This window comes from Candidatus Cloacimonas sp., from assembly GCA_035403355.1.
In the GTDB taxonomy this organism is placed as follows: Bacteria; Cloacimonadota; Cloacimonadia; order Cloacimonadales; family Cloacimonadaceae; genus Cloacimonas.
The window spans coordinates 96398-122670 of sequence record DAONFA010000002.1; the positions used below are offsets into that span (position 1 = coordinate 96398).

A 26273-nucleotide genomic window follows, 5' to 3' on the forward strand; every position below is an offset into this window, starting at 1 on the left:
TTAATCCTTGATGGCGTTGTTTATGGTATTGATCAATTTAACACTGAACTCGTCTATATTGCTTATAATACTGTTTGCTCTGGATAGCAGCCAGCCCTTAATTATGGTTAACGGGATAGCAGCCAGCAAACCCAGAGCGGTTGTTCCGATTGCTTTTTTAATACCATCCGTAAGAGCAACTTGCTGTGCGGCACCTGTTAAACCTGCCAATCCGGCAAACGCTTCCAACAAACCCCAAATTGTTCCTAAAAGTCCAAGATAGGTAGCTACCTGAGCTAAAGTATCAAACCAGAATAAGCCGCTATCCAGTTTATACACTGTTTGGAGAACTGCCTCTTCCAGAGAGTTTTGAACTGAAGCTCTAAGATCGGCTCCTGACTGTCCGCTTTTCCTGGCATCTTTAAAAACCATTAACGCGCTCCAGAAAATAAAGCCCATAGTAGTTCCCTTATAACTTTCAGCTATTTTTGTTGCTTCTTCCAGTTGGTCATTTTTAATGTAATTGCGTAATTTCAAATAGAAACCGCCGGCATCTATTTTCTCTTTACGATAAAGCTGATTCCAGCGAACAATTGCATATACAACACCAATAACAAAAACAAGAAGGATAGCATAAGCCCATTGCCCGCTATCAATAAAAACTTGGGTGATACTATAACCCTGCGATTTTGGTGCAGCAGGAGCTGCGGTTTCTGCTGCGGTTTGAGCAAATAGACCAACACACATAATCAGTGAGATGATCACCAGGACGATATTTTTTACTTTCATTTTGACTCCTTCAGCCATTTATTTAATAGTTTGTCACTCTGTTCACGGATATCTTGAATCGTAAAAGAGAATTTGTATTCTCCTGCTTTCTGATAAGTATCGGTTTTATCTTGAAAGACACCAGTGGGAGGAATTAAAGCTTTTATTTCAATTTCCCATTCTTCCTGTTCCACATATTTAACGGCATTTTCAAAACCTTTAACAGGTTGCTGAGGTTGAGTTTGGGTTCTTGCTGGAGCTGCCTGAGCATAAATAATACCTGTAAAAATTAGCAGCGCGATGGTAATGATAATCAATTTCTTCATCTAATATCTCCTTTTCCAGCTTTAATAATTTTTACCGTTGCAATAAAGCCACGGTAGTTGGAATTATTAGTTACTACAAAGCGAAGGGTATTTTTACCCGTAGTAACCATTGTAGGATTTATTGTAACTGCAACGGCTGTTACCTCAAAAGGTTCAGTTACAATATCAGGGCTGACATCAGTTGTTAATTCCTGACCGTTTAGATAGATAGAAGCAAAATCAGGGGCTACGAAACTGATCTGTCCCTCCCGGAATTCAGTATCCAGGTAAAAATCTGTCTCCAAGATAACACTGCTTAAAGGTGTTGTTTCGGGAGCCCAAATCGGTTTAGCATAATTTCCTTCCAGCCCTGCAATTTTATCCAAAGCCATACCAAAATTGCTGGTTATTGTTGCAGGCATAGTTGTTTCGGTTCCGGTTTCAGGATTAACGGTTACAATTCTCCAGGTAGGATCAGTGTAAAGCATCACTGTTTCCGGAGGAATGGAGGCAGCTATTTTCTGGCGGTCAGTAAAGACCTGCAAAGTCAGATATAAGTTTTGCTGTCCGGAACTGCTATTCGGAACGGTCAATTCTATTAGGTTTTGTCCTTCAGCCCATGCAGTTGAAGGCAGTAAATAAGCGTAACGGGTAGTAGTTCCAGGTTGATTAACATCCAAGGTATCAGTAGGGACTACACCTGGCTCTAAATCCGTGCCATTCAACCGTATTTTCACATCATAAGGATAAACAAGGTGCAGCAAAGCAAATTCAGGCAGGAGTTTGGCATTAATTGTGCGGTTCAAATTCAGTTCTTTACCTGCTGGAAGTTGCATACAGCCCAAACGAATACCTTTGGGCGAAGTGATGCTGCTAACCGGTAATCTACTTTCATTCTGATCTATCTTTTGCGTCCAGTCAGAAGAGAGAATGTATTCATCAATTTTATAATCCGGCACTAAATTCCATTCCTGCAGTTTGGCAAAGCTCTGTTGCGTATAATAATCGGTGTAACCAGCCATCTGATAAAAGTTATAGATGTTCAAATGAGTAGTATATTCCAAGTTAAGCAGATCATTACTTTGTTCATTACTGATCCAGGCAATAAAAGCATCTAAACCATCCGCATACTGTTGACGAACAGCTTCTGCTTCAAAAGCGGTGCGGACATAAACCCCAATTTGAGTATTTATAACAGTAACTCCCTTATCATAGATGCGGGCAATTAAATTCAAAGCATGTAAACGGCGGTAGTTTTCTAAATCTATCTTTTCTTTATCCGCATTGGCAAGAAGTTTATTCACTTTAGCTACTTCAGCTTTAACAGATGCCTTAAAATTGGGAATGCGACGATAGGAACCTCCAATCAAGTGATTATTCCAAGTAGTGCTTTGATTAACCTTTAGTAAAGTTCCAGGTGAAGCAGTGAGCAAGGTTCCATGCTCTATAGCATTAAGCTGGTTATCATAGTTTTTCAGGAAAGTAATTCGCTTCTGCAGGTTATTATATTCTTCTTCCACGGCAGCAAAATAGGCATAATTTACGGAAGATTTGAATTCCTCAGTTTCAAAATTCAAGCCATCTTTTTTATATGCTGTTTCCACGCGCTTATATTCATCGCGGTATTTAAAGGCATCAGGATAATTTTTATTTTTATAGGCATTATCAAATTTATCCATCAGTTTTTTCAGTTTAGCATTGGCAATCCACTGATAGTATGCGCTTTTGGTTCTATCTTTTTGGTGAATTTCTTTTGCTAATTGTTCATACTTCAGTGTATCTCCCTTATCCAAATAATAGTCCGCCATTAGCTGCATATAAGGTATTACATTAGTATGTTTAGGATAAGTTGCTATAACTAAGTTATAGGTTTCAATTTCTTTATCCCGGTTGCGGGCATCGCGGTAATTATCTGCCGCTTTGGTTAAAAGATAATCCGGAGTAATCTCACCGGTATTAATATTTTTATTTTTAACTTCTTCATAGAGGGCAAGATATGCTTCTGCAGCAGCATTCTTCTGCGTAACATTTTTTTCCATTTCTTCAATTCTTGCTAAACGCAGTTTAAATGCCTGATTGCTGCTTGGGTATTTAGAAATGAAGCTATCCAGAATAGTATTGGCATATTCCGGATTATTCATTGCAGTATCAGCATTGGCAATTTCATAAGCCCGATAATAATAATAGTAGATATTATCTATATCTGTGCCTGAACCGGCAAGTTCCAGCAGAATATCTATTGCTTTTTGATATTCCTTTGCCTTGAGATATGCTTCCTGGGCTCCCATTTTATAACCTGTAATGCGTTTGGTTTCTGCAGGTTTCATTTCTGTAGCCAGACGCAAACGTTCACTGGCAGCTAAAGAATAGTTACCGGCTCTTTCAGCTGCTTCGTAACTGTTTTGAATCTGGTAGAGGATATTACTGGTAATTGTTTCCCGCTCTGCAGGGGTGGAGGCATAAGTGAGTGCTGAACGGTAGTATGCTTCTGCCTGGGCATAATTTTTTTCGCTATCTGCTATTAAAGCCAGTTTTCCGTAAACGGTAAATTTAGTTCCGTTTGGAATTAAGGATTCATTCTCCAATGCAGATAAATAGAGCGCTTTTGCCTCAGGCATTTTACCGCGATCATATTGAATATCTGCCAAACTAAGCAAAATATCCACTGCCTGCTTTTCCCGTTCAGGATTTTTATAGGCATCGCTGCGCAGAACACCAATAAACCGTTGTGAATTTGATTGAAACATAGCAAAAAGCTCATCGGCATTAGCAGGTAAACCAGGTTCAGGTTGATAGCCATCTCCATATAGGTCTTTCATCAGATTATATACATTATAAGAATAAGTGTAAATAAGCCCTTCATTCAGGAAGTAGTCCTCATCCTGAGGATATTTTGCATTAAACTCCTGCAGGTTTTTAATTGCACTTAAATAGTATTTGGGCAGATTGGAACTCTCAGCCAATTTGTTGACAAGCAGTAAGTTAGTTTTATCCGTTTGAGCTTTCCAGGTAGCGTAATTCGCTCCCTGCAATTCCGGGAAATCGGCATATTGTTCTATATGCTGGTTGTAAGCAAGGAGCTTGCTCTCGTTTACAGGATTGTCCAGAAATTCGTTATACAGGAAATTAGCTCTTTTCTCAAAAGCATTATTAATCACTGCCAGCTGAGGGGCAATTTTGGTATTATTTTTGTTTGCCGCATACCAGGCAGAGTTTTTACCATAGTTAGTAATAATATTCTGGTATAGTTCTTGAGAAATCTGTTCAAAGTTTTTTCCCTCTCGCAGTTCATATTTAGCTCCGGCATACAGTTTCAAAATAGAATCTACCAAAGCAGGATTTTCAATTGCCAGAGGGTTCATATTTATTTTCAGCCAGATAAAATCAACGGCTTGCAAAGTGGATGCCAAGTCCAGTTTATTGATAGTAGCTTTATCAACGATGCGGTTTATTACTTCGGGATTTTTGTAGGTGTTTACGAGATTTTGAATTTCCTGCACACCTTTGGCATAGGAATTGAAATCCGTTCCATCCAAAGCAATTAAGCAGAAGGCAATATTATCAACGGCGTCATCACGATAATCTTTAGCTACTACGGGATCGCTAATCTGTCCGCTATCCACAGCATTCAACAAAGTGAGAAAATCGTTCATAGCCAGTTTAAGGTCTTGTTCCTGATAAGAATTTAAGCGTAACCAGCCACGCTGATAGATAGCATCATATTTATATTTGCTGTCCGGTTTGTTGATTATTGTATCAAAATAATTGGTAGCAATAGCATAATAACGCTGCGGTTGATCAGCATCGGTAGCAATAAAATAGTATAAGATACCTAAGCGGTATAGGGATTCTTCATAATAAGGAGAGGTAGTATAATTATCTACGATTTTTTGATAGGAGCTGATTGCCTCTGCAAAATCTGATTCTTTATATCTGCTGGCATCGTCAAGAGTAAGCGCTGCTTTGTGTATTTCATAAAAACGACTCTTATTTGTGTCAATTCTTTGATAACTAAGCTGACTGCTGATGAAACCTATATTATACAGTGTAGCAGCCATATTCACATTGCCGGGGTCAAGCTGAACAACTTTGCGATAACTTTCCAAAGCAATATTTGGTGTATCCATATAAACAGCATATTGAAGCTCTGCCAGATTGTAATAAAGATCAGCATTACTGATAAGATAGGTTCCGTTGGGCTGAGCAACTGCTTGGAAATTAGGATTGTTGTTTATAAAATTCTGTATCCGGGTAATTAAATCTTTCTTTTCAGTTAAAATATTCGCCTGCTGTTGCATCAATTGCTGCTCGGTTAAAGTTCCTTTTTGTGCTTCTGCTAATCGTGCTTGTTCTTTGATATGCAGATTGCGATAGTCCAGCTGCAATTTAACGAATTCTACATTGGCAACCAAGTCCTGGGCGTTTTTACGAATGGGTTCATTACGATTGCTGCGATCAGCAGTTAGGGCTATTTGATTAGCGATGTGGTTCTTAATTTTGTTGCGCTGCTCATCCGTAAAAATATTCTTCGTCTCTTCCTGCATAAATTTATCAATCTCTGCCAGTTGAATATCAATATCCTTTTTATCTTGGTTGAGAGAGTAATACTCTTCCAAAAGAGCATTAAAGATTTTTTCTTCTACTTCGTTAGTATGTTTACGCGTTTGCAGCAAGTCATTTTTGCGGATTTGCAAACTGGTGCGTTTTTCCGAATACTCAGCTCTGGTTCTTTTCAACTGGTCTTGAATTGAAGCTAATTGAGGATCGGCAATATCTTTATCCAGTTCGTCAATAAGATTATTATAGAGCATAATGTTTTTCTCAATATCATAGAGGCGTTTCAATTCCATATCACTGTAGTTGTGACCCTGAATACTGGGATCATTATTCATAAACCGTTCATATTGCTTTTCCAGAATTCCATCCATTATCTCAAGCTGTTTTTGATAACTGGTAGAGATTTGTTTCACTTGCTGTAACAGCAAATTACCCCTCACAATTGTTTCCTCAGAATGTAATTTCTGATCAACATAATCCAGAATAACTATCTTTAGTGAATCCAGCAAAACCATTTCTTCGGAATGCATATTAATAATGGAATCAAGATAAAAAATTCCTTTCAATGAGATTAGCTGGTTATAATTATGTGTTAAATCTGCTTTGATGTTATCTATTTCAGAAGCCAACTTCGTATATTCACCAAAACTGGGGTTAGCATAATAGGGCTGTAAATTCAAGTTTTGCACTCTTGCCAGGATTGCCATTTTTTCAGGTAGCAGCTGATTCATTATAATATCCCGGTTTTGAATGTAGCTGTTTAAGGTATTGAGCACACTTTCATATTCACCGTCATCGGCAGCCATATCAGCCCAAATGTATAGATAAGTAGGATAGTAAGTATCAATATTGTAATTCTCAAATATAATAGCGCTTAAAAAATCCTTAGCTGCCTGGCGATTACCTGTCTCCAAAAAATTCACTACTTGCTGATATAGTGCCAAGTTTAGCATTTTCCGCGCATCGCTGTTCAGCTGAGTATTAAGCAAAGAAGTAAAATAGCCAATTGCTTTTGTATTTTCACCCATCCGTGCATAGAAATGACCCAGTAAATATATAAAATCATTTTGATCCATCCCGGAAAAAACTGCTTTGTATTTTACTAACGCCTGTTCAGCAAGGGTTGGATCTTCATTCAATAATTCCGGCAGGGCATCAATTAAAAACATCTTAGCTAATTCTCTTATAGTTTGTTTTTCCTGGGTTATTTGTAGCTGAAGCTCTTCTTTGGTACTTTGATCGGCATCCTGAGCATAAGCTACTGCCAGGAAAGACACTGCAATAATAATTAGGAATATAATCTTAACAGTATGTTTCATAATCCCGCTCTCTTAAATTCTCTTATTTTTCCGATGATGATAAGGTTCAAGATTCTTTTACCCGTAAAAGCTATCTTGAACCTTCCTCATCTTTATTTTGGGAAACATAATTCCTCAATCCATACACGCTTTAGTGTATAGATTAAATTATTGCTTTTGTTGCTTCAGTTCTTCTATCCATTTACGCAACTCTTCCATCGCCTGCTGAGCTTTTTGCCTTTCTTCTTTCAGCATTTGAAGCTCTTTCAGCAAATCCTGAACTTCAGGAGAAAGCTGTTCATAACCTGCAGTTCCAGGTGTAACTAAGCCAGGGGTTTGTAATTGGGTACCAGGACCAACAACAACTTCTGAACCAGCAGGAGGAGTAACTGTTCCTCCAGCAGGAGGTGTAACCGTTCCTCCAGCAGGAGGTTTGGTTGCTGTCCCTGTAGGTGGAACAACTACAATTTCTCCGGAAGGACTAACAGTAGTACTTGTTGGAGGTACTACAATACCTGTCTGAATAGGAGTTTCGCCAACTTCAACCACTTCTCCGCCAACAGCTGGTTTCTTTCCATAACTGGCATAAAGACCAAGATCGGGACGGCGTTTGGCTTCTGCATATTTATCAAATAAATAAGAGACCCCTAAGGCAAGACGGATATTTTTTGTATAATTGCTTTCACTTCCTTTGAACCAATCCTCAAAAGCATTAATCCCTGCTTTAAACCCAAAGTTTCTATAGGAATATTTAACACCCACATTAAAATCTTGCCCGTCAAATTCACCTTGCAAAGCTAAATCAGGAATAGGAGAAACTTCAGCGGAAGCAAAAAAACCATTAAATATACGAGATCTGCCTACTTGGCCTACAAAACGCTGCGTTCCTATTCCAGCATTAAACATCCAGGGAATTCTCAAAAAGACAGCTTGTTTGGAGGCAACGGCATAGGGAGAATATGCTTCATAAGCAGCAGCATCAGGGTGATCGCTAAAGTGATCACCAATCTCTATATCCTGAACTCTCTTTGTTACCGGAGAAAAAATGTTATCCATACCGACTGAAACCTGCGGAATATTCCGTGTCTCTTCAATGATTTTTACTTTGGCATTCATAAAATAAACTAAATGATCTGCGGGAGTATAGTCACCCATAAATAAACCGAGTTCTACCCGATCAAGAACTCCCACACCTATCATTGTGTATGGGAAAATATGACCGACAGAGCCGCTTGGGTAGCTTAAAGAAGGTGTATTCCGATAGTAGCCAACAAGCATAAATTCTGCAGCTTTGTTTGGCAGGACATAGGCATCAGGGGTCCTTAACATTCCCAGAGTTTGAAAGGGTGCTGCTTGGGCTATTCCCAAAACAGTGACCAGTGCGATAATGGTCAGCAAAATTTTTTTCATGTTTTCCTCCACCTTTCGGTGTTCATTTCTTATCAAGGTTCATTGTTCTCATTGACATAAATTCCGTCAAGTTTTTTTTTGCCTCATGCAAAAATATTCTCGTCCTGAATTTTCTCGTATAGGTGAAGACCTCGCTGCCCGCTTTCTTATAAGTAACGGCTATACTGTTATTTGCCGTAACTTCCGCAAACGCTATGGTGAGATAGACATCATTGTGGAAAAAGGTCAACACCTCGTTTTTTGTGAAGTTAAAACCCGAACTTCTCACTCTCTAAACTGGGCTCTGGCTTCTATCAATTATACCAAACAGAAAAAAATATCCAGAGCGGCACAATTATATATTAACGAAAATCCTCAATTTGCCAAACACATTTTTCGTTTTGATGTTCTTATCGTATTTTATTACGAATCAACGGATACTTTCAAAGTGCAACACTACGAGGATGCCTTTGAACCGATTTTAGAATACTAATTATCCAACTGGGAAGAATCAAAATCCGAACCAACATAGCGCATCCAGTCCGGGTTGGAGGATTCCAGATCATCATTTTCCACATAGATTAAACGGAAATTGCCATTCATTTGGATATCAATAAACATATACACGGGTTTATTACCTGAAGAATATTTCCATATCTGGTAGTCCTTTCTTACGAAGTTTGTCTCATCGGAACTGGTGTTGCGTTGAATATCATCAGCAGGACCGTTTCTGATATAGATTCTTCCCATATCGGAAGTCCAGCCCTGTTTTAAGTGACTGAAATTACGATTAGCGTAATCTATGCGTTCCTGCACGAGGTTCATAATGCTTTGAACACTGCGGTTTGTGGAATAAGCCATATCTTTCCAGAACTGGGTGCAATACCTTCTTTTTTTATCCTGGGGTAAGTTTTTCCAGTCGGCAGGTAGTTTATTACCCCAAAATATCCGCATCAGGTTATATTCTTCATCCGGATTGGCAAACAGGAAAAACTCTTCTTCACTTTCTTCAATAACGGCAAAATCAAAATTACTTTCTGCAGTGCCTTCCGAGCATTGCAAAACAATAGCTCCGTTATACAAACCGGGTTTCAGGTCTTGGAGGGGAATTTTCAGATTGATTGCTTCACTTCCGGTTGCAGGTAAAAAATCAATATATTCATCCATCACAATTAGAGAATCCTTTTCCAGAGAAAGGTTTAGCAGGCAGCTTTCGGCTGTAGAACTAAGGATATAACTTTCCAGATAAAGATAGATAAAATCATTTATGTTTTTGTTGAAAAGAACTGATGGCTGTGAATGGTAAAGCATATTCCCGCGTTTAAATTTTATCATATATTGGGAAGTATCAGGGCGGACTTCACTATTCAGTTCCACATCGCTAAGCAAGCTATTTCGGGGCAGGGCGATAATCTTAAATTCGGAAGAGAATTGTTTTTGATTATTTATATCCAGGGCACTAAACTGTAAAGTATAGAAAGGTTTATCCATAACGAAACTTAGTCGGTTTAGATAGGATTTTTGTTTACTGCCGGTATCTGCTTTGTTTTTCACTCCAATAATATCGTTTATTTCGTGGTGAGCAAGAACACTATCTCCATCAACTATTTTTACAGCTACTTGCAATTCCGCAAAGTATCCGTTATTTTTTGCAATAAAAGCCAAATTATGATAGGGCACTTGATAATCAACAAGGAGGATAGTGTTTTTATTTTTATCCAGAAATCGGTTATAGTCAAGATACATATTCAGCTTTTCAGAGCCATATAATAGACAGAAAGAACATAGAGCCAAACCTGCGAGCAAGGAAATTTTAATATTCTTCATCTTTATTCCTCAAGGTATATTTTCCAAAGCCGGTTATATCCGCAAAAATGAATTCCCGATTTTGGCTATAGTAATACCAGATAATATAGGGGTATTTATCTAAAGCATAAACTTCCGAGTAGATATCATCCGGTTCTCCATATTTAATATAAATTCTACCCTGGTCTGTAGTCCATCCTGCAATTTTTTTATGCACGGTAAATCGTTCGTCTGCGGTTAGCACTCTTTGATAGAATTTTTCACGCAGTTCGTTGCGTATTGTTCCCGGGCTGGGGTCATTAGTTTTCCAGAATGCTTCAATTGCTTCTGCTTGTTTTTCTTTGGGTAGGCGTCTTAAGACCTGCCAATCATTCTGGTTGGCAATATAGCGAATTTGAGAAATTTGGTCTTGCAGAGAATAGCGCAAGGAATAGGCATACCAGGGTGAAAACAAAAACGGTTCCATTTGGTAGTGGATATTTTTCTCAAAGAAAGTTAGTTTCATTTGATTTTGGGAATCGGTTTTCAGGTAAGGCAGGAGGTCAAGAATAATAGGGCTTTCAGGATTAGTTACAGTCAGCAATTGGTTATCTATCTGAACTTGTAAACTATCCAGGGCTATGGAATAGCTTTGATACAGCTTTATTTCTTCAATATCCAAGGCGGTAAGGGTTTCGGGAATAAACTCAATTCCTTCTTTTTTGGCTATAATCCAGCTTAAACCAATTTCTGTGCCGGAAGGGTCAACAATAAATTGCCGCTTATAATTTCGGTTATCGCCCATTTCCTTATTCTTGATCTGTAAATTTACAGAATAAGAGCCCGCAGGAAGTTCCTGCTGAAAGCGGACAGGGATTCCACAATCATTTAACCATTCCCTTTTAAGAATTACCTGGTTTTTTCCCAGGGTAGCCACCTGCTTTTTTTTCGCGTTATTTATTTGTAAGGATACCTGATAGAGCGCTTTTTCACTGCCTTTTTTAAAATTGATTGTGCTGTAAGGAAAAACAACCCATATCTCAACCTGGTTGGCGTAGTATTCATAAAAGATTTCCTGAGCGGAAAGAAAGCTGAAGGTAAACAGCAGAATGCAACAGCTAATAAGTTTTCCCATTGATAGCAATCCTTATTTGAACTTCCATCTTTTCTTTGTCCATCCAGTTTAGCAAGGTCTCATCAGGAAAGAAGAATTTGCGGGATTCCAATTGATAGCCGCTTAGTTCGTCGTTTTGAATTCGGGTTATGAGTTTAAACTTTCCCTGATTAGGGATTAGTTTTTTGTTCAATTCGGCAAGATGATTTTTTTGTAAATGCTCGCTACGCAAATTCAGTTTAATTTCTCCGCTCAAATCAGAAGCCAAATCAGCGAAATCAATTAAAGCATTCGGCAGCACTCTTAAAATGCCGTCTTCGTTACCGTTAAAAGTAGATTTAGTGCCTATGATGAAAAAGAGCTTTCCCGTAACGATTTTCTTCATATATAGGTTGAAGTCCTTATTAAACAGAGGCACTTCAAATTTTCCTGCCAGGTCTTCAAATTCTATGAAAGCAATAGGATTTCCTTTACTGTCCTTCTTTTTGGAAATACCGGTCACAATTCCGGCAAGCAGCAATTCACCATTATTTTTACTTTTGCCGGTGCTGGAATCGGCATTAGTAAAGTGTTTTATCAAAGAGCGGTATTCATATAAGGGATGGCCGCTTAAATAGAATCCTAAAACATCTTTTTCTTTTTCCAGCTGATGAAGATAAGACCAGGGTTCAACTGTAGGTAGAGGAGGATAGTAATTTTGTTCCTCGTTGGCATCGTCCATCAAATCAAAAATAGTGCTCTGTCCTCTTTTTTTATCCTTCTGATCATTACTGCTGAATTGTAATGCCTGTTCAATTACAGCCCATTTTTGTGCCCGGTTTCCTTCCAGTTCATCCATTGCCCCGGAAGCAATTAAGCTTTCCAGAATGGTTTTATTCACGCTGCTGCTATCTAAACGACTGCAGAAGTTGAAAATGCTTTTATAATTTCCTCCTTGTTTTCTGTCTTCAATAATATCTCGCATTGCAGCATCGCCCAAATTTTTTATAGCTCGTAAACCGAAAAGAACTTCTTTTCCGTGAACACTGAATTCACTATCGCTACGGTTTATATTGGGGGGGATGATCTTTATTCCCATTTTTTTACAGACCTCAATTTTAGCAGGTATTCTTGCCGGATCATCTTCCAAAGAAAGTAAAGCAGCCATAAATTCCACCGGATAATATGCTTTTAAATATGCCGTTTGATAGGCAACTAAAGCATAGCAGGTAGCATGGGATTTATTAAAAGCGTATTCCGCAAAGCGTAGCCAATCCTGCCAAATCTTGTCTATTACTGCATCAGGAACCTTTTTAGCTTTAGCGCCCTGTTTGAATTTTTCCTGATATTGTTGCATATATTCGGAGTCCTTTTTACCCATTGCTTTTCTTAAACTATCTGCTTCGCCGCCTGTAAAATCACCCATTTCGCGAGCAATTTGCATCACCTGTTCCTGATAGATAGTTACTCCGTAGGTTTCTTTCAAGGCATTTTCCATCAGGGGATGATCATACACAACTTTTTCGCGTCCGTGTTTGCGGCTGATAAATGTTTCTATAAATTGGATAGGACCCGGTCTATAGAGAGCTACCATAGCAATCAAGTCCTCAATTTTGTTGGGCTTTAGTGCTATAAGGTATTTACGCATTCCGTCTGATTCAAACTGAAAAACGCCGTCGGTTTCACCCTTTCCTAATAAATTAAAGACCTTTTTATCTTCCAGAGAGATGTGATTTATATCCAAATCAATATTTTGCGCCTGTCTCACCAAATCTATGGTTTTTTGGATCAGAGTCAGATTTTTTAAACCCAATATGTCCATTTTCAGTAGCTTCAAATCATTCAGCCATTTTCCTTCATATTGCACCAGAATAACCTTTTCTTCACCTTTTTGGCTGCTACAGGCAAGAGGAACATAGTTTGTTAAATCTCCGGGGGCAATTACCACTCCTGCAGCATGGACTCCTGTTTGGCGAACTAATCCTTCCAGCACTTTAGAATATTTGAAAATTTTGGTGTAAACTTCGTTACTGTTAATTAACGCAGCAAATTCCGGTATTTGATTATATGCTTCCTCCAAAGTTTTATTATTTCCCGGAATGGTTTTAGTAATGGCATTTGCTTCGGTAGCTGGAACACTTAGCACTCTGGCAACATCTTTAATTACGCTTTTTGCCTGCAAAGTGGAGAAAGTTATTATTTGAGTAACATTTTCCCTTCCGTAGCGTTGAACTATATAATCTATCACTTTACTTCTGTTTTGAGCGCAGAAATCTATATCTATATCCGGCATATTAATTCTATCGGGATTTAGAAATCTTTCAAAAACCAGTCCGTATTTTAATGGATCAATTTGCGTGATATCAAGTAAATAAGCAACAATACTTCCGGCACCTGAACCACGACCGGGTCCTACGGGGACATTTTGTTTTCGGGCATTATCAACGATATCTTTCACGATGAGAAAATAGCCATTAAAGCCCATTCTGTCAATCACTTCCAGCTCATATTCAATGCGCCGGTTAATGGTATCATTCACCTCAGAGTATTTGCTTTTGGCATTTTCATAGCAGAGATACTTTAAATATTCACCCATAGATTTAAATTCGGGAGGCGTTTCAATATTAGGCAGCAGAAATTTGTCATAGTGCAGTTCCAGATCAATCATATCCGCAATTTTTAATGTATTTGTATATGCCTCGGGAACTTCAGGAAAGATTTCCCGCATTTCTTCCGGGCTTTTAAAATAAAGCTGATTAGTCCCATAACGCATCCGATCGGGATCGTTCAACAGCTTTCCGGTTTGAATACATAATAGAATATCGTGAGCTTCATAATCATTTTGATGGAGGTAATGGCAATCATTGGTAAGGACCATTGGAATTTCCAGTTCTTTTGCCAATTTAATCAAATGGGGCATAACCTTTTTTTCCGGTTCCAAGTTGTGATTTTGCAATTCAATATAAAATCTGTCCTGAAACAGTTCTTTATACCATAAGGCAACTTCTTTTGCCTGCTTTAGCCGATCATTATATATTAGAGCAGGAATTTCTCCTTTCACACAGGCGGATAGACAAATTAGCCCTTCGTTGTATTGTTGCAGCAGGTCTTTGGAAATCCGGGGTTTATAATAAAAACCCTTAATATAAGATATGGAAGAGAGTTTCATCAAGTTTTTATAGCCCTGCTCATTTTGTGCCAGCAGAATCAAGTGATAACGGCTTTCATTCTTGCTACTTTCACTTTCCAATTCGCCGTTAATAATATATGCTTCTATTCCTATGATAGGTTTGATACCTGCACTTTGTGCCGTTTTATAAAAATCAATGGCTCCAAAAAGGTTACCATGATCCGTTATGGCAACAGCAGGCATATTATATTCCTTTGCCAAATTGATCATTCTATCAACTCTGCAAGCACCATCCAACATACTATATTGCGTATGGTTATGTAAATGAACGAAGGACATCTCTTACTCCTTGTTTTTATCTAAACTATTAAAATTGGAAGGCAGTTTTCTGTCAAAGAGTTTTATAAGCTGTTTTTTTTCTCGCAGGCAAAGCAAATTCTGTATCTACTGAAATCTGATAAGCATCAATTCCGAGGGTTGTATATGAAAGAACAATTCCGACCATAGTTTTTCCTTAATATTTTTACACTAAACCACTAAAATAATGCAATGTTACAGAGTCAAGGGAAAAGGTTTTCTCAAACAGATTTAGCTTTATTGCAGATTTAATTGGTATGAGTCAAAAGGAAATACGAAGACCTTGGTGATCTTGCAAATTTAGAAGTGATCGCTGCCTGTAAATCTCTTTTTAACAATCCTAAAACATATTTGGGCTTTAAAAGTAATACTTACTATTAAAATAAAAACCGATTATTTTCTTAATCCGATAAGCTATAATCGGTTATAAAGTAATAGTTATTAAGTAGTTAGCTATTCTCAGTTTAATAGTTCCAAGATCTCTTGTTTTATTATTTTCAAGGCAAATGGCATAATAATTGCAAAGTAGTGAAGATAATTGGGATACATATTATTATATCCTGCAAACTAAATGCTGAGGGAAAAATGAATACAGAACAACTTATGACCCTTGCTGTAAATAAAAATGGCTTTGTTTTTGATCCTGAAAATGGGATAAGCTATACTGTAAACGAAACAGGTCTTTTTATCTTGCAGAAATTACAATCGGGTGTTACAAAAGAAGAGATTATCAACTGTTTAACCGAAGAATATGAAGTTACCCCGAAGAATGCTGAAAGTGATTTAGATCATTTTATGGCAATGCTTAAAGCTTTGAATTTGATTGAGGAATAAGAGCAATGTTGCAATTAGATGATCTACAGATTAGTATTGCTGTTTCTGGGTTAAAAACAGGCGATAATCCCCAACCTGGAATTCCGGTAATTCGTTCTCTTAGAGCTGCTGGTTTTAAAGGTAAAATAATTGGTTTTGTTTATGATGCTATGGAATCCGGAATTTATTTGGAAGATATAGCAGACGAGATTTATCAAATGCCTTATCCTTCCACTGGTGCGGAATCATTTTTAACTCGCTTGGGTTATATCAATTCCAGAAGTAAAATTGATGTTATTATCCCTACTTTGGATTCAGAAATTCCGCTTTATATTCGTTTACAAAAAGAGCTCCAAGAACTTGGCATACATACTTTTATCTGCACAGAGAAGCAATTTAACCTGCGCGATAAAAGCAAACTGTTTCATTATTTTACATCCGAAGATATTACTGTTCCTAAAACAGTCCTATTGAATAGTGTCGCAGAAATCAATAAAGCTATCCAAGAAATAGAGTTTCCAGTTTTTATTAAAGGTTATCTCTACGAAGCATATAAAGCCAATAATAATATAGAAGCTCAAAAGTATTTTCTGGAGCTCCAGGCAAAATGGGGCTTACCGGTTATTCTGCAAGAGCTTATTGAAGGTGATGAATTTAATGTAGTTATTTTAGGAGATGGTAAAGGAAACTGTTTGGGAATGGTTCCACAACGAAAACTGGTTATAACAGATAAGGGAAAAGGTTTTGGAGGCGTAGTAGTAAACAATCCTGCTCTGGAAAAATTTGCGCAGAAAGTAATAAAAACACTTTCTTGGCGAGGACCCTGCGAACTGGAAATTATTAAAGATAAAGAGGGAGTTTTTCATTTACTGGAAATTAATCCTCGTTTTCCGGCCTGGGTTCGTTTAGCGGAAGGATGTGGCCAAAATCAACCTGCAGCGACTGTCTTACTGGCTTTAGGTAATCAAATTGAAGAATTGCCTCCTTTTAAACCGGGAGTTCTTTTTATCCGTCATTCAGAAGATATTATCAGTAATATCAACCTTCTGGGTGAAATTTCTGTTAATGGTGAACTGATCAGAAAGCAAAAAAAGCAAGAGGAAATAAAATGAAAAAACATTATACTGCTCCATACATTGAACGCAATAGCGCTGGAAATCTTAATAAATATGCTCATACCACGGTTGTTAGACATCAGGATAATATTGATGGTATTCCCATTAAGAACTTAGTAGAAAAATTTGGAACTCCGCTATTTGTCTTTTCTGAGAAACATATTAGACATTCCTACAGGCGATTACTGGAAACAATTAGTATTCATTATCCCAAAGCAGAAATTGTTTGGAGTTATAAAACTAATTATCTTGCAGCTATTTGTAATATTTTTCATCAAGAAGGTGCAGCAGCAGAAGTAGTTAGTCGGATGGAATATGAAAAAGCAAGGAGTAATGGTATCCCTGGGAATAGAATATATTTTAATGGACCTTCCAAGCGTAAGCAGGACTTGCAATTAGCTATACAAGAAGGTGCCTATATACATATTGACCACTTAGAGGAACTGTATCTAATAGAAAATATTGCTGATGAACTTGCTATCAAGCCCAAAGTTGCTATTCGCGTAAATATGGATACAGGGATCAGTCCAATGTGGACGCGTTTTGGTTTTAATTATGAAAATGGTGAAGCTTATAGAACCGTCCAGCGTCTGGTTTCGGGAGGCAAAATAAACTTAGTGGGTTTGCATACTCATATTGGCACTTTTATTTTAGACCCAAACGCTTATTATTGGGCTGCCACCAAACTCTTGAATTTTGCTCAAACGATTAAGGATAATTTTGGTATCGTATTAGAGTATATAGATATGGGTGGTGGTTTTGCTTCTTCAAATACTTTAATTGATCAATACACTCCTGGAGAACTGGCTTCACCCTCTTTGGAACAGTATGCTGAAGCAATAGGAGCAGCTTTTAATGCATCGTATTATGTTAAAGAACACAATCCCCGTTTAATCTTAGAAACTGGAAGAGTGTTAATTGACGAATCTGGTTATCTTATTGCCAGTGTGCTGGGCAAAAAGAATCTTCCCACTGGTGAGCGTGCTGTAATTTTAGATGCAGGAGTGAATATAAACATTACTGCCTGGTGGTATAAACAACGCGTATTACCTACCAAACCTTTTCCGGGAACATATCAAAACACCGTATTTTATGGTCCTCTGTGTATGAATATTGATGTCCTTCGCAGTGCTATGCCTTTTCCTGATCTTTATTATGGCGATACAGTTATTATTTCTCCTGTTGGTGCTTATAATGTAACTCAATGGATGCAATTTATAGAATATCGTCCTAATGTCTGTTTAATAAACGAAACCGGTGAAGTAGATGTTATTCGTTTCCGTGAAGATCTTTCGGACATAACTTCCCGAGAATTTATTCCAGATCATTTACGGAAGATATGAACTGGACACGATTTTTCAGGTCTGTGGGGTCAGTGATTTTAGCTATTCCAGATAGCTATGCCACGGTTTTGTTTTCGGATTCGGTATGTTTAGGTTTAATTTTACTGACTATTACATTATTATCTCCTGTTGTTGGATTATCGGGTTTATTCTCTTTAATTGTAGCAATTTTGGCAGTACGCATTTTAGGATTTGAGCACTGGGAATCAAAGAGTGGAATAACTGCTTTCAATTCCCTTTTAACAGGTATGATGGTTGGGTATTATTATCCAATGCAGATTATCAGCAGTGCCCCTATAAATTATCTTTGTTTTTTGTTGTTAGTTTCTTTGCTCACTCTTTTACTATATCTGTTTAGCAGTTATCTTTTCCATCAATTATTCCGTTTACCTTCTATGAGTTTATCTTTTTCCATAGTAGCTATCTTGCTATGGTATTACTTTGCACGCATAGGATATTTATCCAATTATCCCTTTGATAAAATACTGCTGTTTAGTCCAGCACCTAAGTTACCTGAATTTTGGCGTTTATTCTTTATTTCTTTGGGTTCTATATTTTTCACTCCTGAAGTTTCTGCAGGCATTTTAGTTTCATTAGCTTTACTAATTATTACGCGTATTGGATTTGGTTTGGCACTTTTAGGGTGGACGCTAAATTTCATATTAATGCGTTTGATGGGAGTGCAACCAGGTAGTGGAGTTTTTTATTCAGGTTTTAATGCTATTTTAATTATGTATGCAGTTGCGGGAATATATCTTTTACCAAGTAAAAGCTCTATTTTAATTGGGTTATTGGCAACAGGTATCGGTTTTTTATTTACTGTGCTGTTCAATGTTGTATATTATCATTATAATGCTTTTACGGGTTTATATACTCCTTTGTTAGTTCCGGTTTTTGCTTTTCCATTCAATATAGTTGTTTTGCTGGTAATTTTCAGTTTACGCTTACGGCTGAAAGTAAGTAAACCTATAATGAATGATTATGGTGTTTTCAATCCCGAATTGTCTTTGCAGACCTATCAGGAACGCTATAAAAGGTTCAGTCATTTAGGTATCCCCCAATTTGCCATACCGTTGAATGGTCTGTGGACGATCACACAAGGTAATAATGGTATTTATACTCATAAATTGGATTGGGCTTATGCTTGGGATTTTGAGATGTTGAATAGTGAAAAAAGAAGCTACGATAAAGAAGATAATAATCTGAATGACTATTTTTCGTATGGGAAACCTGTTTTAGCTTCAGCAGCAGGTTATGTAGTTAAAATTTCTGATGGTATTCTTGATAATCCTATTGGCCAGATTAATACTAAAGAAAATTGGGGCAATTATGTCTGCCTTTCTCATAGCTACGGACTCTACTCTTTTTATGCTCATCTTAAACAGAGTAGCATCAGAATTAAAGTTGGGGATTATGTTCAAAAAGGTGATTGTATAGCTCAATTAGGTAATTCAGGACGCTCTTCAGTTCCCCATTTGCATTTTCAAGTTCAATTGGGAATTGAACCTGGCAGCCCTACCCGTCTTTCACATCTTATTAACTACAAACTCGTTAAGGAAGATAAGACCTATGAATTTATCGGTAGTGGCATACCCAAAGAGGGAGATACAATTTCTGCCTTAGTGTCAGAACCACATTTACAGAGCATTTTGGCTTTACAACAGCATAGCGAGCAGCAATTACAAATAAAGTGTGGTAAAAAACAAAGCACTGAATTTTGGAAAGTAAATCTTGATCTTTTAGGCAATTTTACCATAAAATCTACAAAACATACCGAACTGGGCTTTAGCGTTTATGATGGAATATACAATTCTCTTTCTTTAAAAGGGAATCGTAAAAGTGCTCTTGCTGCTTTTGCGGTGATAATTTCTCGTTTGCCTTACATAGAACAACAAGAAATCTATTTAACTGATGAACCGGCTCTTTCGGTTATTATTAGTCCTGCGTTACGGCATATAGTCCTTTTTTTCAGTCCCTTATTTCCTCTTTTTTCAGCTTGTATATATAGTAAAGTAAAGACCAATTCCAAGGTTATTGAAATTGAGAGTGATATCACTTACCGCATTTTAGGCATCCGATACCGAAACAGAACAGGAAAAGTAATCTTAGAAAAATATAAGGGATTAACAGCTTTAGAGCTGATAAAGAAAAATAAGACCTTATTGAAAGCCGAAACATTTTAATTTTATAAGGAGTTATATTATGAAACAATGTATTCTGTCCTGTCTCCTCCTCTTGGTGGCAGGATTTCTTCTGGGTCAGGGTAAAGCATCTATAACCGATTCTTACAATGCCGAGACCGCCAGAAATTACGCTCGTGCTCTTCAAATTATGGAAGACCTGAATACTACCGACCCCAATGACAGCTTTTACAATTTACGCATTGCCTGGTTGCAATATCTACTTGGTCGCTATAATGATTCACTGAAAAATTATCAGAAATCTTATAATATCTTTCCTTCTCTGGATGCCCAAACTGGTATTCTGAACTGTCAATTAGCTTTGGGATTATGGAACGATGCTCATATCCAAGCAGAACAAATTTTAAAAAAATATCCGCAAAATATGTTAGTGCTTGGCAAAGCTGCTTATGCCACCTATATGCTTCAGGACTATCAAGCCACTGCTAATTATTATCAACGCATTATTGATATTTTTCCCTGGGATATGGAATCCAGGGGCTATCTGGTTAATAATCTATACCTTGCTAAGGATATAGAAAATGCGCGTAAACATTATCAGATATTGAAAAAGTATGCACCCGATTCTGCAATGGCAAAGGAATATTCTAATATTTTTAAATAGCGGAATGCGTTATCTTTGGCTGATTCTTCTCCTCATCCCTGGTCTGCTATTTTCAGATGATATTATCCCTTTGCAGTTTAATCTTATTACTACGGCTTATAATAATATGCTTACCGGAAACTATGAAATAGCCGAAAAACAATATCAACAAGCAGCCATTTTATATCCACAAGAAAGTAGTGCTTGGGAAGGTTTACTTTGGGCTATTAATGCACAAGGCAAATTTCGCAAAACCCTAAAGACATTTTCTGAAGCCAAAATTAAACTGCCAGAGCCAGAGAAACTTTATAATTATTATGCCTATGCTCTTTCTATGCAAAACCGTTTTCCCGAAGCCAGGTTTTATTATAAACAGGCATTGGAAAATATGCCTGCTAACCCATTGGCAAATGAAGTTTCGTGTGAAGGTTTAGCTTATGCTTATCTTGCTTTGGATAACTTTCCTGAAGCACAGACATATTTTTCACGGGCAGCTTTCATTAGCCACAGACCTTTACCTGCTTTTAAACCTTCTTTTAATAGCACTGTTTATTATAAAGTTCCGGGGAAAAACAAAACTGCCTATGGTTTAATGCAATCTGCACAATATAAATCTGCTAAGTTAAAGCTTGACTATGAATATTTACAATTGGATAATGCCTATTTCCGAGACCTCTTTAGAGCAGATTTTACTTACCAATTTACTCCTTTGGAAGCAGGAATAAATGGTAGCTATCTTTCCGGAAAAGATGAACGCGTCTATCCTGCCTGGCAATTAGGAGCAGAATTATGTCCAAAATTGTATCCAGGAAAAATTGCTCTGAACCCGGAGCTTTTTGTTTCTCTCAGTCATTACCCGCGTTTTAATGTCCAGCAGATTAGTTTCCAACCCCAAGTTTACTGGCGTGATTTTACTTTTGCCTATGCTTTGCACAGCGTGTTTATGGATAATGAACCATCTTCCACAGATAGTGTTCATTTTGCTCAACAGTTTTCTCTCACCAAATTTTTGCCCCGCAATTTTAAGCTGGGTTTATATTGTGGTTTTGGAAATGATACTTGGATGATAGATAATTCCGGAGTGATTATTGATACCTTCAATCAAAACGGTTCCTATTATGGTATTTCCTTAGGCAAGGAACTTTTCCAGCATTTCTATTTATATGGCTATCATCAAAAGTGGGATAGCGAAAACATTATCTATTTTTCGCTTGCAGGTATTTATTAATGCGTCGTATCCTTTTTGGCTTGTGGTTAATTGTTTTGCTTTCTTCCTGTAACCTACGGGAAAATTTACTTTTACCTCCCGAAATTTCTGCAGCGGATTATCAAACGGGAAACACTATCAAGATCTTTTCCGATTATCTAATTAAAGCCGAAAATGACGATTCCTATTTGTTGCTGCATAAAGAGTCTATAGCTGAAGAATTGATTCACTTGGGTGACGAAATTGTTTTTCGCAAAGTGGAAACATTTTCTCTGCGTGATTCCTTAGGTTTTCAAAATAATTCTGAAGAACAAAGTAATACCTATCAATTTAGTGTTTTACGCTCCGGAACTATAATTAACCTCATTGCTTCTATCAATATGGCAGAAATATACACTGAAGTAAAACCAAGTTCAGACCCTTTTTATCTAATTAGTTTCAATTATTATCTGCAAGCCAGTTCCATTAATCCTACCTATTATAGTAAAAAAAGAGCTCATTTTCCTGTGTCTGCTACCGGAGAATATGCTCTATTTTCTATTCCTGAAGAAGAAAACCCTACCGTGCAACATAACGGTAGAGATAATTTCTATGCTGTTTTAATTAATAAAACTAAAGCTCAGGTAGCTGTTAATTTTCCTGCTGCATACACATCAATGGCTGGAAATATAACTATTAGTTTGAAGGATAACTTACCTGAATACTATAAATTAACTGCCTACTATCCCAATGCTGCTATTTCTTATCCTGTTGTAGATTTACACACGGAAAATCAATTAGCCAACGGTCTTGCTTTCTTAAGGATACTAAATGCAGGTAAAGGTTTTTTTGGCAGACAGTGGATATATCTATCCGAAAATTCTGTTTATAGCTGGTCTGAAAACGATCCTGCTTCAGGAAATTCAAATTGGTGGATAGATTCCAATGGTTTATACAGTTTCTTAAAAGGCAGTGGTAAATATTTTCTGCTTACTCCTCTGGAAAATCAAAATGAAGTAACTGTCCCCTTGGATGGAAGCGTAAATAGCGTTTTTTTACAACAAATCTGGTTTGATTTACATTCAATTTCTTTACCGGAAACCCAAATGAAAGTAAATATCGCTCCTGATATTTCTTCAATAGTAACCGATTACTTCCAAAATAATCCCTATTCTTTCAGTTCAACTGTGCAGGCATTTGTTATCAATTTTTATAAGGGTTCTGAACTTATAACCGCCCTTCCCGAAAATAACTGGATAGAATTTGGCTTTTTCACTAATTTACCTGAAAATTCCCGTAATTTCTTATTTAGCGTTTACCGAGATAAGCTTCAAGATATAATCACCTATAAAAGCTCAGGACCAAGCTATGATGCCAATCATTATAGCCAAGTTAATTCTTATATTTATTCTGGCATAACATCTTCTGCAACATATCTTTATGGCTTTTTACAAACAGCTCCAAAGCAGCTAAAAGTTCCTTATTACAAAAAAAAGCAATACTTGCAAACTGAAAACACCATAATTAGTTGGTGGGATACGCGTAAAATTGACTACGATTATCTTATTCTAAATAGCAAACCTACTATTCCTAATCATCCTTGGCTGAAAGGAGAACCGTTTTATATTAGTTCTGCGAATGCATTGGCTGATTTTTGTTTCTATGTAAATAATGAGAGGCAAAGCTCTTTGCCTGCGGGTTTTTATCTTGCAATGCCCGTTTTAAGTCCACAGGAAAACTATCTTCTATTGTCCACTTTTCCCTATCCGCGCTTAAAAAATTATATCCAGGGAACAGCAAATTGCTCTATCCAAAATGGCTGGTTGAATATCTATCCCGAATTTCCAGGGATAATTATAAATTGCAACATAAACTATACCAATCCGTTACAACTGAGAACTTATTCCACGATGAACTTTTTCTGGAATGATCTCATTTTTTATACTTATGGCAATGCCCCTCAAGCAGCAAACACAATCTTTAGCATATATAAAACTAATGCACTGGCAGATCCTTATAGCATTCTTGCTAACCAATATAACCTCAGTTATACTTCTGCTGATTACACAATTAATTCAGATTCCGAAGATAATTTTTCTCTATTCCAGCCAGTGTTATTTTTCCCGCGCATCACTAAAGGACAGAATCTGCTTTTATACGAAAAACGAGAACCCTATTATCGGTTGTATCCTTATACAGAAAGCGAGACCCTTGATCCTTGGCATTTTTATATAGATAATGGCTTTAATGGCATCGCGTTAGCTAATAGCGGTTCTTATGCTTCATTTGTAGATAACAATCCTCATAATAGCGTAAACTTATCTGTTGATAACTCTACCCAAGATAAAGTTGTTTCTCTCTATCAAGCGCAGTTTGTGCTACCTAAATTTTTTATTAATAAGGGTGTACCTGTTGGTTCAGTTCTCAATATGAGCAAATTGAATAATGTTTCTGGAGTTTCTAACCTCTTGTCTGCTTACCAGGTTAATATTTCAAATTCTACTGGAGTGACAATTAATCCTGATTTTTATAATATTATCGGAGCTACCCAAGAGCCGTATTTATATCTCCCTATTTCTGATGTTACTCTCATAAATTCGGCACATCTTTTTTACCGCAATCAACTGGGAAATGAATCAGAACTAAACAGAGTGGATAGTTTCAGCGAAAATTATGCAAATGAATATATAGTAGTAGGTAACTGCTTTATCTGTACTGTTCCCAATCCGGGGATATTTTATATCACCAGTTTTTGAGGATAGTAATGCTTCTCTCAAATTACGCAGATATAATTTTTGAAACAAGGATTTAAGGATTAGATTTTAGGAACAAGGATTTAAGGATTATAGGATTAAGAGGATTTCTAATTTAAGTTCCAGCGGGACGACAGATATTAACGACGGATTTTAACATGATGAAGAAATACCTGAGAGTTGATGTCTTCATCAACCCACAACAAACATACTATCAAGCTATCATAAAATATAACGGAATTTGCATAATTTGGGTGAGGGTTTATAGTATCTACTAAGGGGGCACTTTGGGCACCAATAGCACGGGGAAAAATAAAGATCGGGAATTGCTACAATGCAGATTAAATCATTTCTTAAAACAAATTTCTTGGGCTTTCCTCCGCAGGTAGAAATCACCATAACAAATATATTTTGCCTCTTGCATAGTCAGAACACATTATTTTCAAATACTGAACGAAGAGTGGAGGAAGAAGAAATTATCCGTAATTAGCTAAGAAAACAGCAGCAAAAAAAAGGAATAGCATACTAAAGCTATCCCTTAGGCATTTTAAAAAAAGTTCTCTGCTTTTTCTGACGGCAACAATAAAATTCCGGCAGGAAAGTAGAGAATATACCCTTTACTTATAATTCGGGATGGTCACTCATCGCCATTTCTTCCATTTCCTGGGCAAATTGGGCTTCAAACATATTGGCTATTTTGGTGAATTCTTCTTCATCTTCAATTTCGGTTAAAAGAATTTCCTCGTCATTATTCGTAAGTTGCAATATTTCATATAGGTTATCGCCTTCTTCTACTAAAGCAAGATAAAGTTTACCTTCATTTTCCACTTTACCGAGGAGGACGAAATTTTTTTTGGTTCCATCCTGGGTTTCCAGGGTTATAACATTATCATCGCATTCGCATTCGCATTCATCATCACAAATATGCTCTTCTTCGGGAATAGGGGTATTGATTTCTTTTTCGGACATTTGAAACTCCTTGTTTATAATGTAGTCACAGTTTTTGCGGGCTGAATTCTGGCAAGGTAAATCTTTGTTTTCACGGGTAGTAAAGGCAAAAAGTATCCCCCTTGAAGTTGCCTTCTGTGAAAGCAGCAGACCTGAAATGTCTATGCAATATCATTACCAGGTAGAATCTTTTATGCTTCTTTAAACCTTCCTTAACGATTTCTTAACGAAGTTAAAGCAAGCACCCATCCAACTCAACTATCAATCACCCTTTATTCATACGGTATAAACCAACAACACCAGAAAGCGAAAAAAAATACTCTCTGGTGACTTTATTCTTTTTCTGCTACCAAATATTTGTTAATCAGTTCCTGTTTTTTTGCGATATGCGGCGGATGAAATTCCCGTATCGTTCCCATATCGCGATACGAGAACGATACGGGAGTCATATCGGAGGATTATGGAGAAAATTTCGGGCTCCGAGGTTATGGAACAGTGGACAATGCAACCAAAAAATTTGGGAAAAAACATACAAGTGAAGGAGAAAAAATAGGCAAAACTTTTCTTATAGCGTTGGGTTACTATTGCATTATTTGGATTTAATATATTCCCACGAACTACGGAACTTTCGGGTAAAGTTTCTATTGCTCTCTCAATTTCTTCTTTAAAA

16 protein-coding genes are annotated in these 26273 nt (G+C 37.1%); 8 read left to right on the forward strand and 8 right to left on the reverse strand.

Annotated elements, in window-relative coordinates:
* From PLE33_01020 to PLE33_01035, 4 genes are all read right to left on the reverse strand, one after another.
* The gene (locus PLE33_01020; protein HPS59829.1) at positions 1-768 is read right to left on the reverse strand and encodes a MotA/TolQ/ExbB proton channel family protein; all 768 of its coding nucleotides are present in this window, start codon (positions 766-768) and stop codon (positions 1-3) included.
* Positions 765-1073 carry a hypothetical protein gene (locus PLE33_01025; GenBank protein ID HPS59830.1) on the reverse strand — a complete coding sequence of 103 codons (309 nt, stop codon included), beginning with the start codon at positions 1071-1073 and terminating at the stop codon, positions 765-767. Before PLE33_01025 ends, PLE33_01020 begins: the two co-directional genes overlap by 4 nt.
* Positions 1070-6928 carry a hypothetical protein gene (locus tag PLE33_01030; protein ID HPS59831.1) on the reverse strand — a complete coding sequence of 1953 codons (5859 nt, stop codon included), beginning with the start codon at positions 6926-6928 and terminating at the stop codon, positions 1070-1072. Before PLE33_01030 ends, PLE33_01025 begins: the two co-directional genes overlap by 4 nt.
* A gap of 147 nt (positions 6929-7075) precedes the next feature.
* Positions 7076-8317, reverse strand: coding sequence for a hypothetical protein (locus PLE33_01035; GenBank protein ID HPS59832.1), 1242 nt, complete (start codon positions 8315-8317; stop codon positions 7076-7078).
* A gap of 85 nt (positions 8318-8402) precedes the next feature.
* Here PLE33_01035 and PLE33_01040 point away from each other — a divergent pair, with 85 nt between their 5' ends.
* Positions 8403-8789 carry a YraN family protein gene (locus tag PLE33_01040; GenBank protein HPS59833.1) on the forward strand — a complete coding sequence of 129 codons (387 nt, stop codon included), beginning with the start codon at positions 8403-8405 and terminating at the stop codon, positions 8787-8789.
* Here PLE33_01040 and PLE33_01045 read toward each other — a convergent pair.
* From PLE33_01045 to dnaE, 3 genes are read right to left on the reverse strand one after another with little or no spacing between them, the layout of a single operon-like run.
* Positions 8786-10123 carry a GWxTD domain-containing protein gene (locus PLE33_01045; protein ID HPS59834.1) on the reverse strand — a complete coding sequence of 446 codons (1338 nt, stop codon included), beginning with the start codon at positions 10121-10123 and terminating at the stop codon, positions 8786-8788. The two genes, PLE33_01040 and PLE33_01045, sit on opposite strands and share 4 nt — an antisense overlap.
* On the reverse strand, positions 10110-11216 hold the full coding sequence (locus PLE33_01050) for a GWxTD domain-containing protein (protein ID HPS59835.1): 1107 nt from the start codon (positions 11214-11216) through the stop codon (positions 10110-10112). Before PLE33_01050 ends, PLE33_01045 begins: the two co-directional genes overlap by 14 nt.
* Positions 11200-14643 carry a DNA polymerase III subunit alpha gene (gene dnaE, locus PLE33_01055; protein ID HPS59836.1) on the reverse strand — a complete coding sequence of 1148 codons (3444 nt, stop codon included), beginning with the start codon at positions 14641-14643 and terminating at the stop codon, positions 11200-11202. Before dnaE ends, PLE33_01050 begins: the two co-directional genes overlap by 17 nt.
* A gap of 603 nt (positions 14644-15246) precedes the next feature.
* On the opposite strand from dnaE, the gene PLE33_01060 reads away from it, so the two are divergent.
* The 7 genes from PLE33_01060 to PLE33_01090 are packed head-to-tail and all read left to right on the forward strand — an operon-like array spanning position 15247 to position 24658.
* Entirely contained in the window at positions 15247-15495 is a 249-nt protein-coding gene (locus PLE33_01060; protein ID HPS59837.1) for a PqqD family protein, read from the forward strand.
* A 5-nt stretch (positions 15496-15500) separates the two neighbouring features.
* On the forward strand, positions 15501-16586 hold the full coding sequence (locus tag PLE33_01065; GenBank protein ID HPS59838.1) for an ATP-grasp domain-containing protein: 1086 nt from the start codon (positions 15501-15503) through the stop codon (positions 16584-16586).
* Positions 16583-17932, forward strand: a complete 1350-nt coding sequence (locus PLE33_01070; GenBank protein HPS59839.1) for an alanine racemase — start codon at positions 16583-16585, stop codon at positions 17930-17932. Before PLE33_01065 ends, PLE33_01070 begins: the two co-directional genes overlap by 4 nt.
* The gene (locus PLE33_01075) at positions 17929-20115 is read left to right on the forward strand and encodes an urea transporter (protein ID HPS59840.1); all 2187 of its coding nucleotides are present in this window, start codon (positions 17929-17931) and stop codon (positions 20113-20115) included. Before PLE33_01070 ends, PLE33_01075 begins: the two co-directional genes overlap by 4 nt.
* A gap of 19 nt (positions 20116-20134) precedes the next feature.
* Entirely contained in the window at positions 20135-20737 is a 603-nt protein-coding gene (locus tag PLE33_01080) for a hypothetical protein (GenBank protein HPS59841.1), read from the forward strand.
* Between the two features lie 4 nt (positions 20738-20741).
* Complete coding sequence (locus PLE33_01085) at positions 20742-21944, forward strand: tetratricopeptide repeat protein (GenBank protein HPS59842.1); 1203 nt, start codon at positions 20742-20744, stop codon at positions 21942-21944.
* Positions 21944-24658, forward strand: coding sequence for a hypothetical protein (locus PLE33_01090; GenBank protein HPS59843.1), 2715 nt, complete (start codon positions 21944-21946; stop codon positions 24656-24658). Before PLE33_01085 ends, PLE33_01090 begins: the two co-directional genes overlap by 1 nt.
* Before the next feature lie 618 nt (positions 24659-25276).
* On the opposite strand, the gene PLE33_01095 is transcribed toward PLE33_01090, so the two are convergent.
* Entirely contained in the window at positions 25277-25624 is a 348-nt protein-coding gene (locus PLE33_01095; protein ID HPS59844.1) for a DUF1292 domain-containing protein, read from the reverse strand.
* Between the last annotated feature and the right edge of the window lie 649 nt (positions 25625-26273).

Bases quoted from the DNA above. Each gene is read 5' to 3' on its own strand.
- PLE33_01020 (HPS59829.1), bottom strand. From the start codon at position 768: ATGAAAGTAAAAAATATCGTCCTGGTGATCATCTCACTGATTATGTGT.
- PLE33_01025 (HPS59830.1), bottom strand. From the start codon at position 1,073: ATGAAGAAATTGATTATCATTACCATCGCGCTGCTAATTTTTACAGGT.
- PLE33_01030 (HPS59831.1), bottom strand. From the start codon at position 6,928: ATGAAACATACTGTTAAGATTATATTCCTAATTATTATTGCAGTGTCT.
- PLE33_01035 (HPS59832.1), bottom strand. From the start codon at position 8,317: ATGAAAAAAATTTTGCTGACCATTATCGCACTGGTCACTGTTTTGGGA.
- PLE33_01040 (HPS59833.1), top strand. From the start codon at position 8,403: ATGCAAAAATATTCTCGTCCTGAATTTTCTCGTATAGGTGAAGACCTC.
- PLE33_01045 (HPS59834.1), bottom strand. From the start codon at position 10,123: ATGAAGAATATTAAAATTTCCTTGCTCGCAGGTTTGGCTCTATGTTCT.
- PLE33_01050 (HPS59835.1), bottom strand. From the start codon at position 11,216: ATGGGAAAACTTATTAGCTGTTGCATTCTGCTGTTTACCTTCAGCTTT.
- dnaE (HPS59836.1), bottom strand. From the start codon at position 14,643: ATGTCCTTCGTTCATTTACATAACCATACGCAATATAGTATGTTGGAT.
- PLE33_01060 (HPS59837.1), top strand. From the start codon at position 15,247: ATGAATACAGAACAACTTATGACCCTTGCTGTAAATAAAAATGGCTTT.
- PLE33_01065 (HPS59838.1), top strand. From the start codon at position 15,501: ATGTTGCAATTAGATGATCTACAGATTAGTATTGCTGTTTCTGGGTTA.
- PLE33_01070 (HPS59839.1), top strand. From the start codon at position 16,583: ATGAAAAAACATTATACTGCTCCATACATTGAACGCAATAGCGCTGGA.
- PLE33_01075 (HPS59840.1), top strand. From the start codon at position 17,929: ATGAACTGGACACGATTTTTCAGGTCTGTGGGGTCAGTGATTTTAGCT.
- PLE33_01080 (HPS59841.1), top strand. From the start codon at position 20,135: ATGAAACAATGTATTCTGTCCTGTCTCCTCCTCTTGGTGGCAGGATTT.
- PLE33_01085 (HPS59842.1), top strand. From the start codon at position 20,742: ATGCGTTATCTTTGGCTGATTCTTCTCCTCATCCCTGGTCTGCTATTT.
- PLE33_01090 (HPS59843.1), top strand. From the start codon at position 21,944: ATGCGTCGTATCCTTTTTGGCTTGTGGTTAATTGTTTTGCTTTCTTCC.
- PLE33_01095 (HPS59844.1), bottom strand. From the start codon at position 25,624: ATGTCCGAAAAAGAAATCAATACCCCTATTCCCGAAGAAGAGCATATT.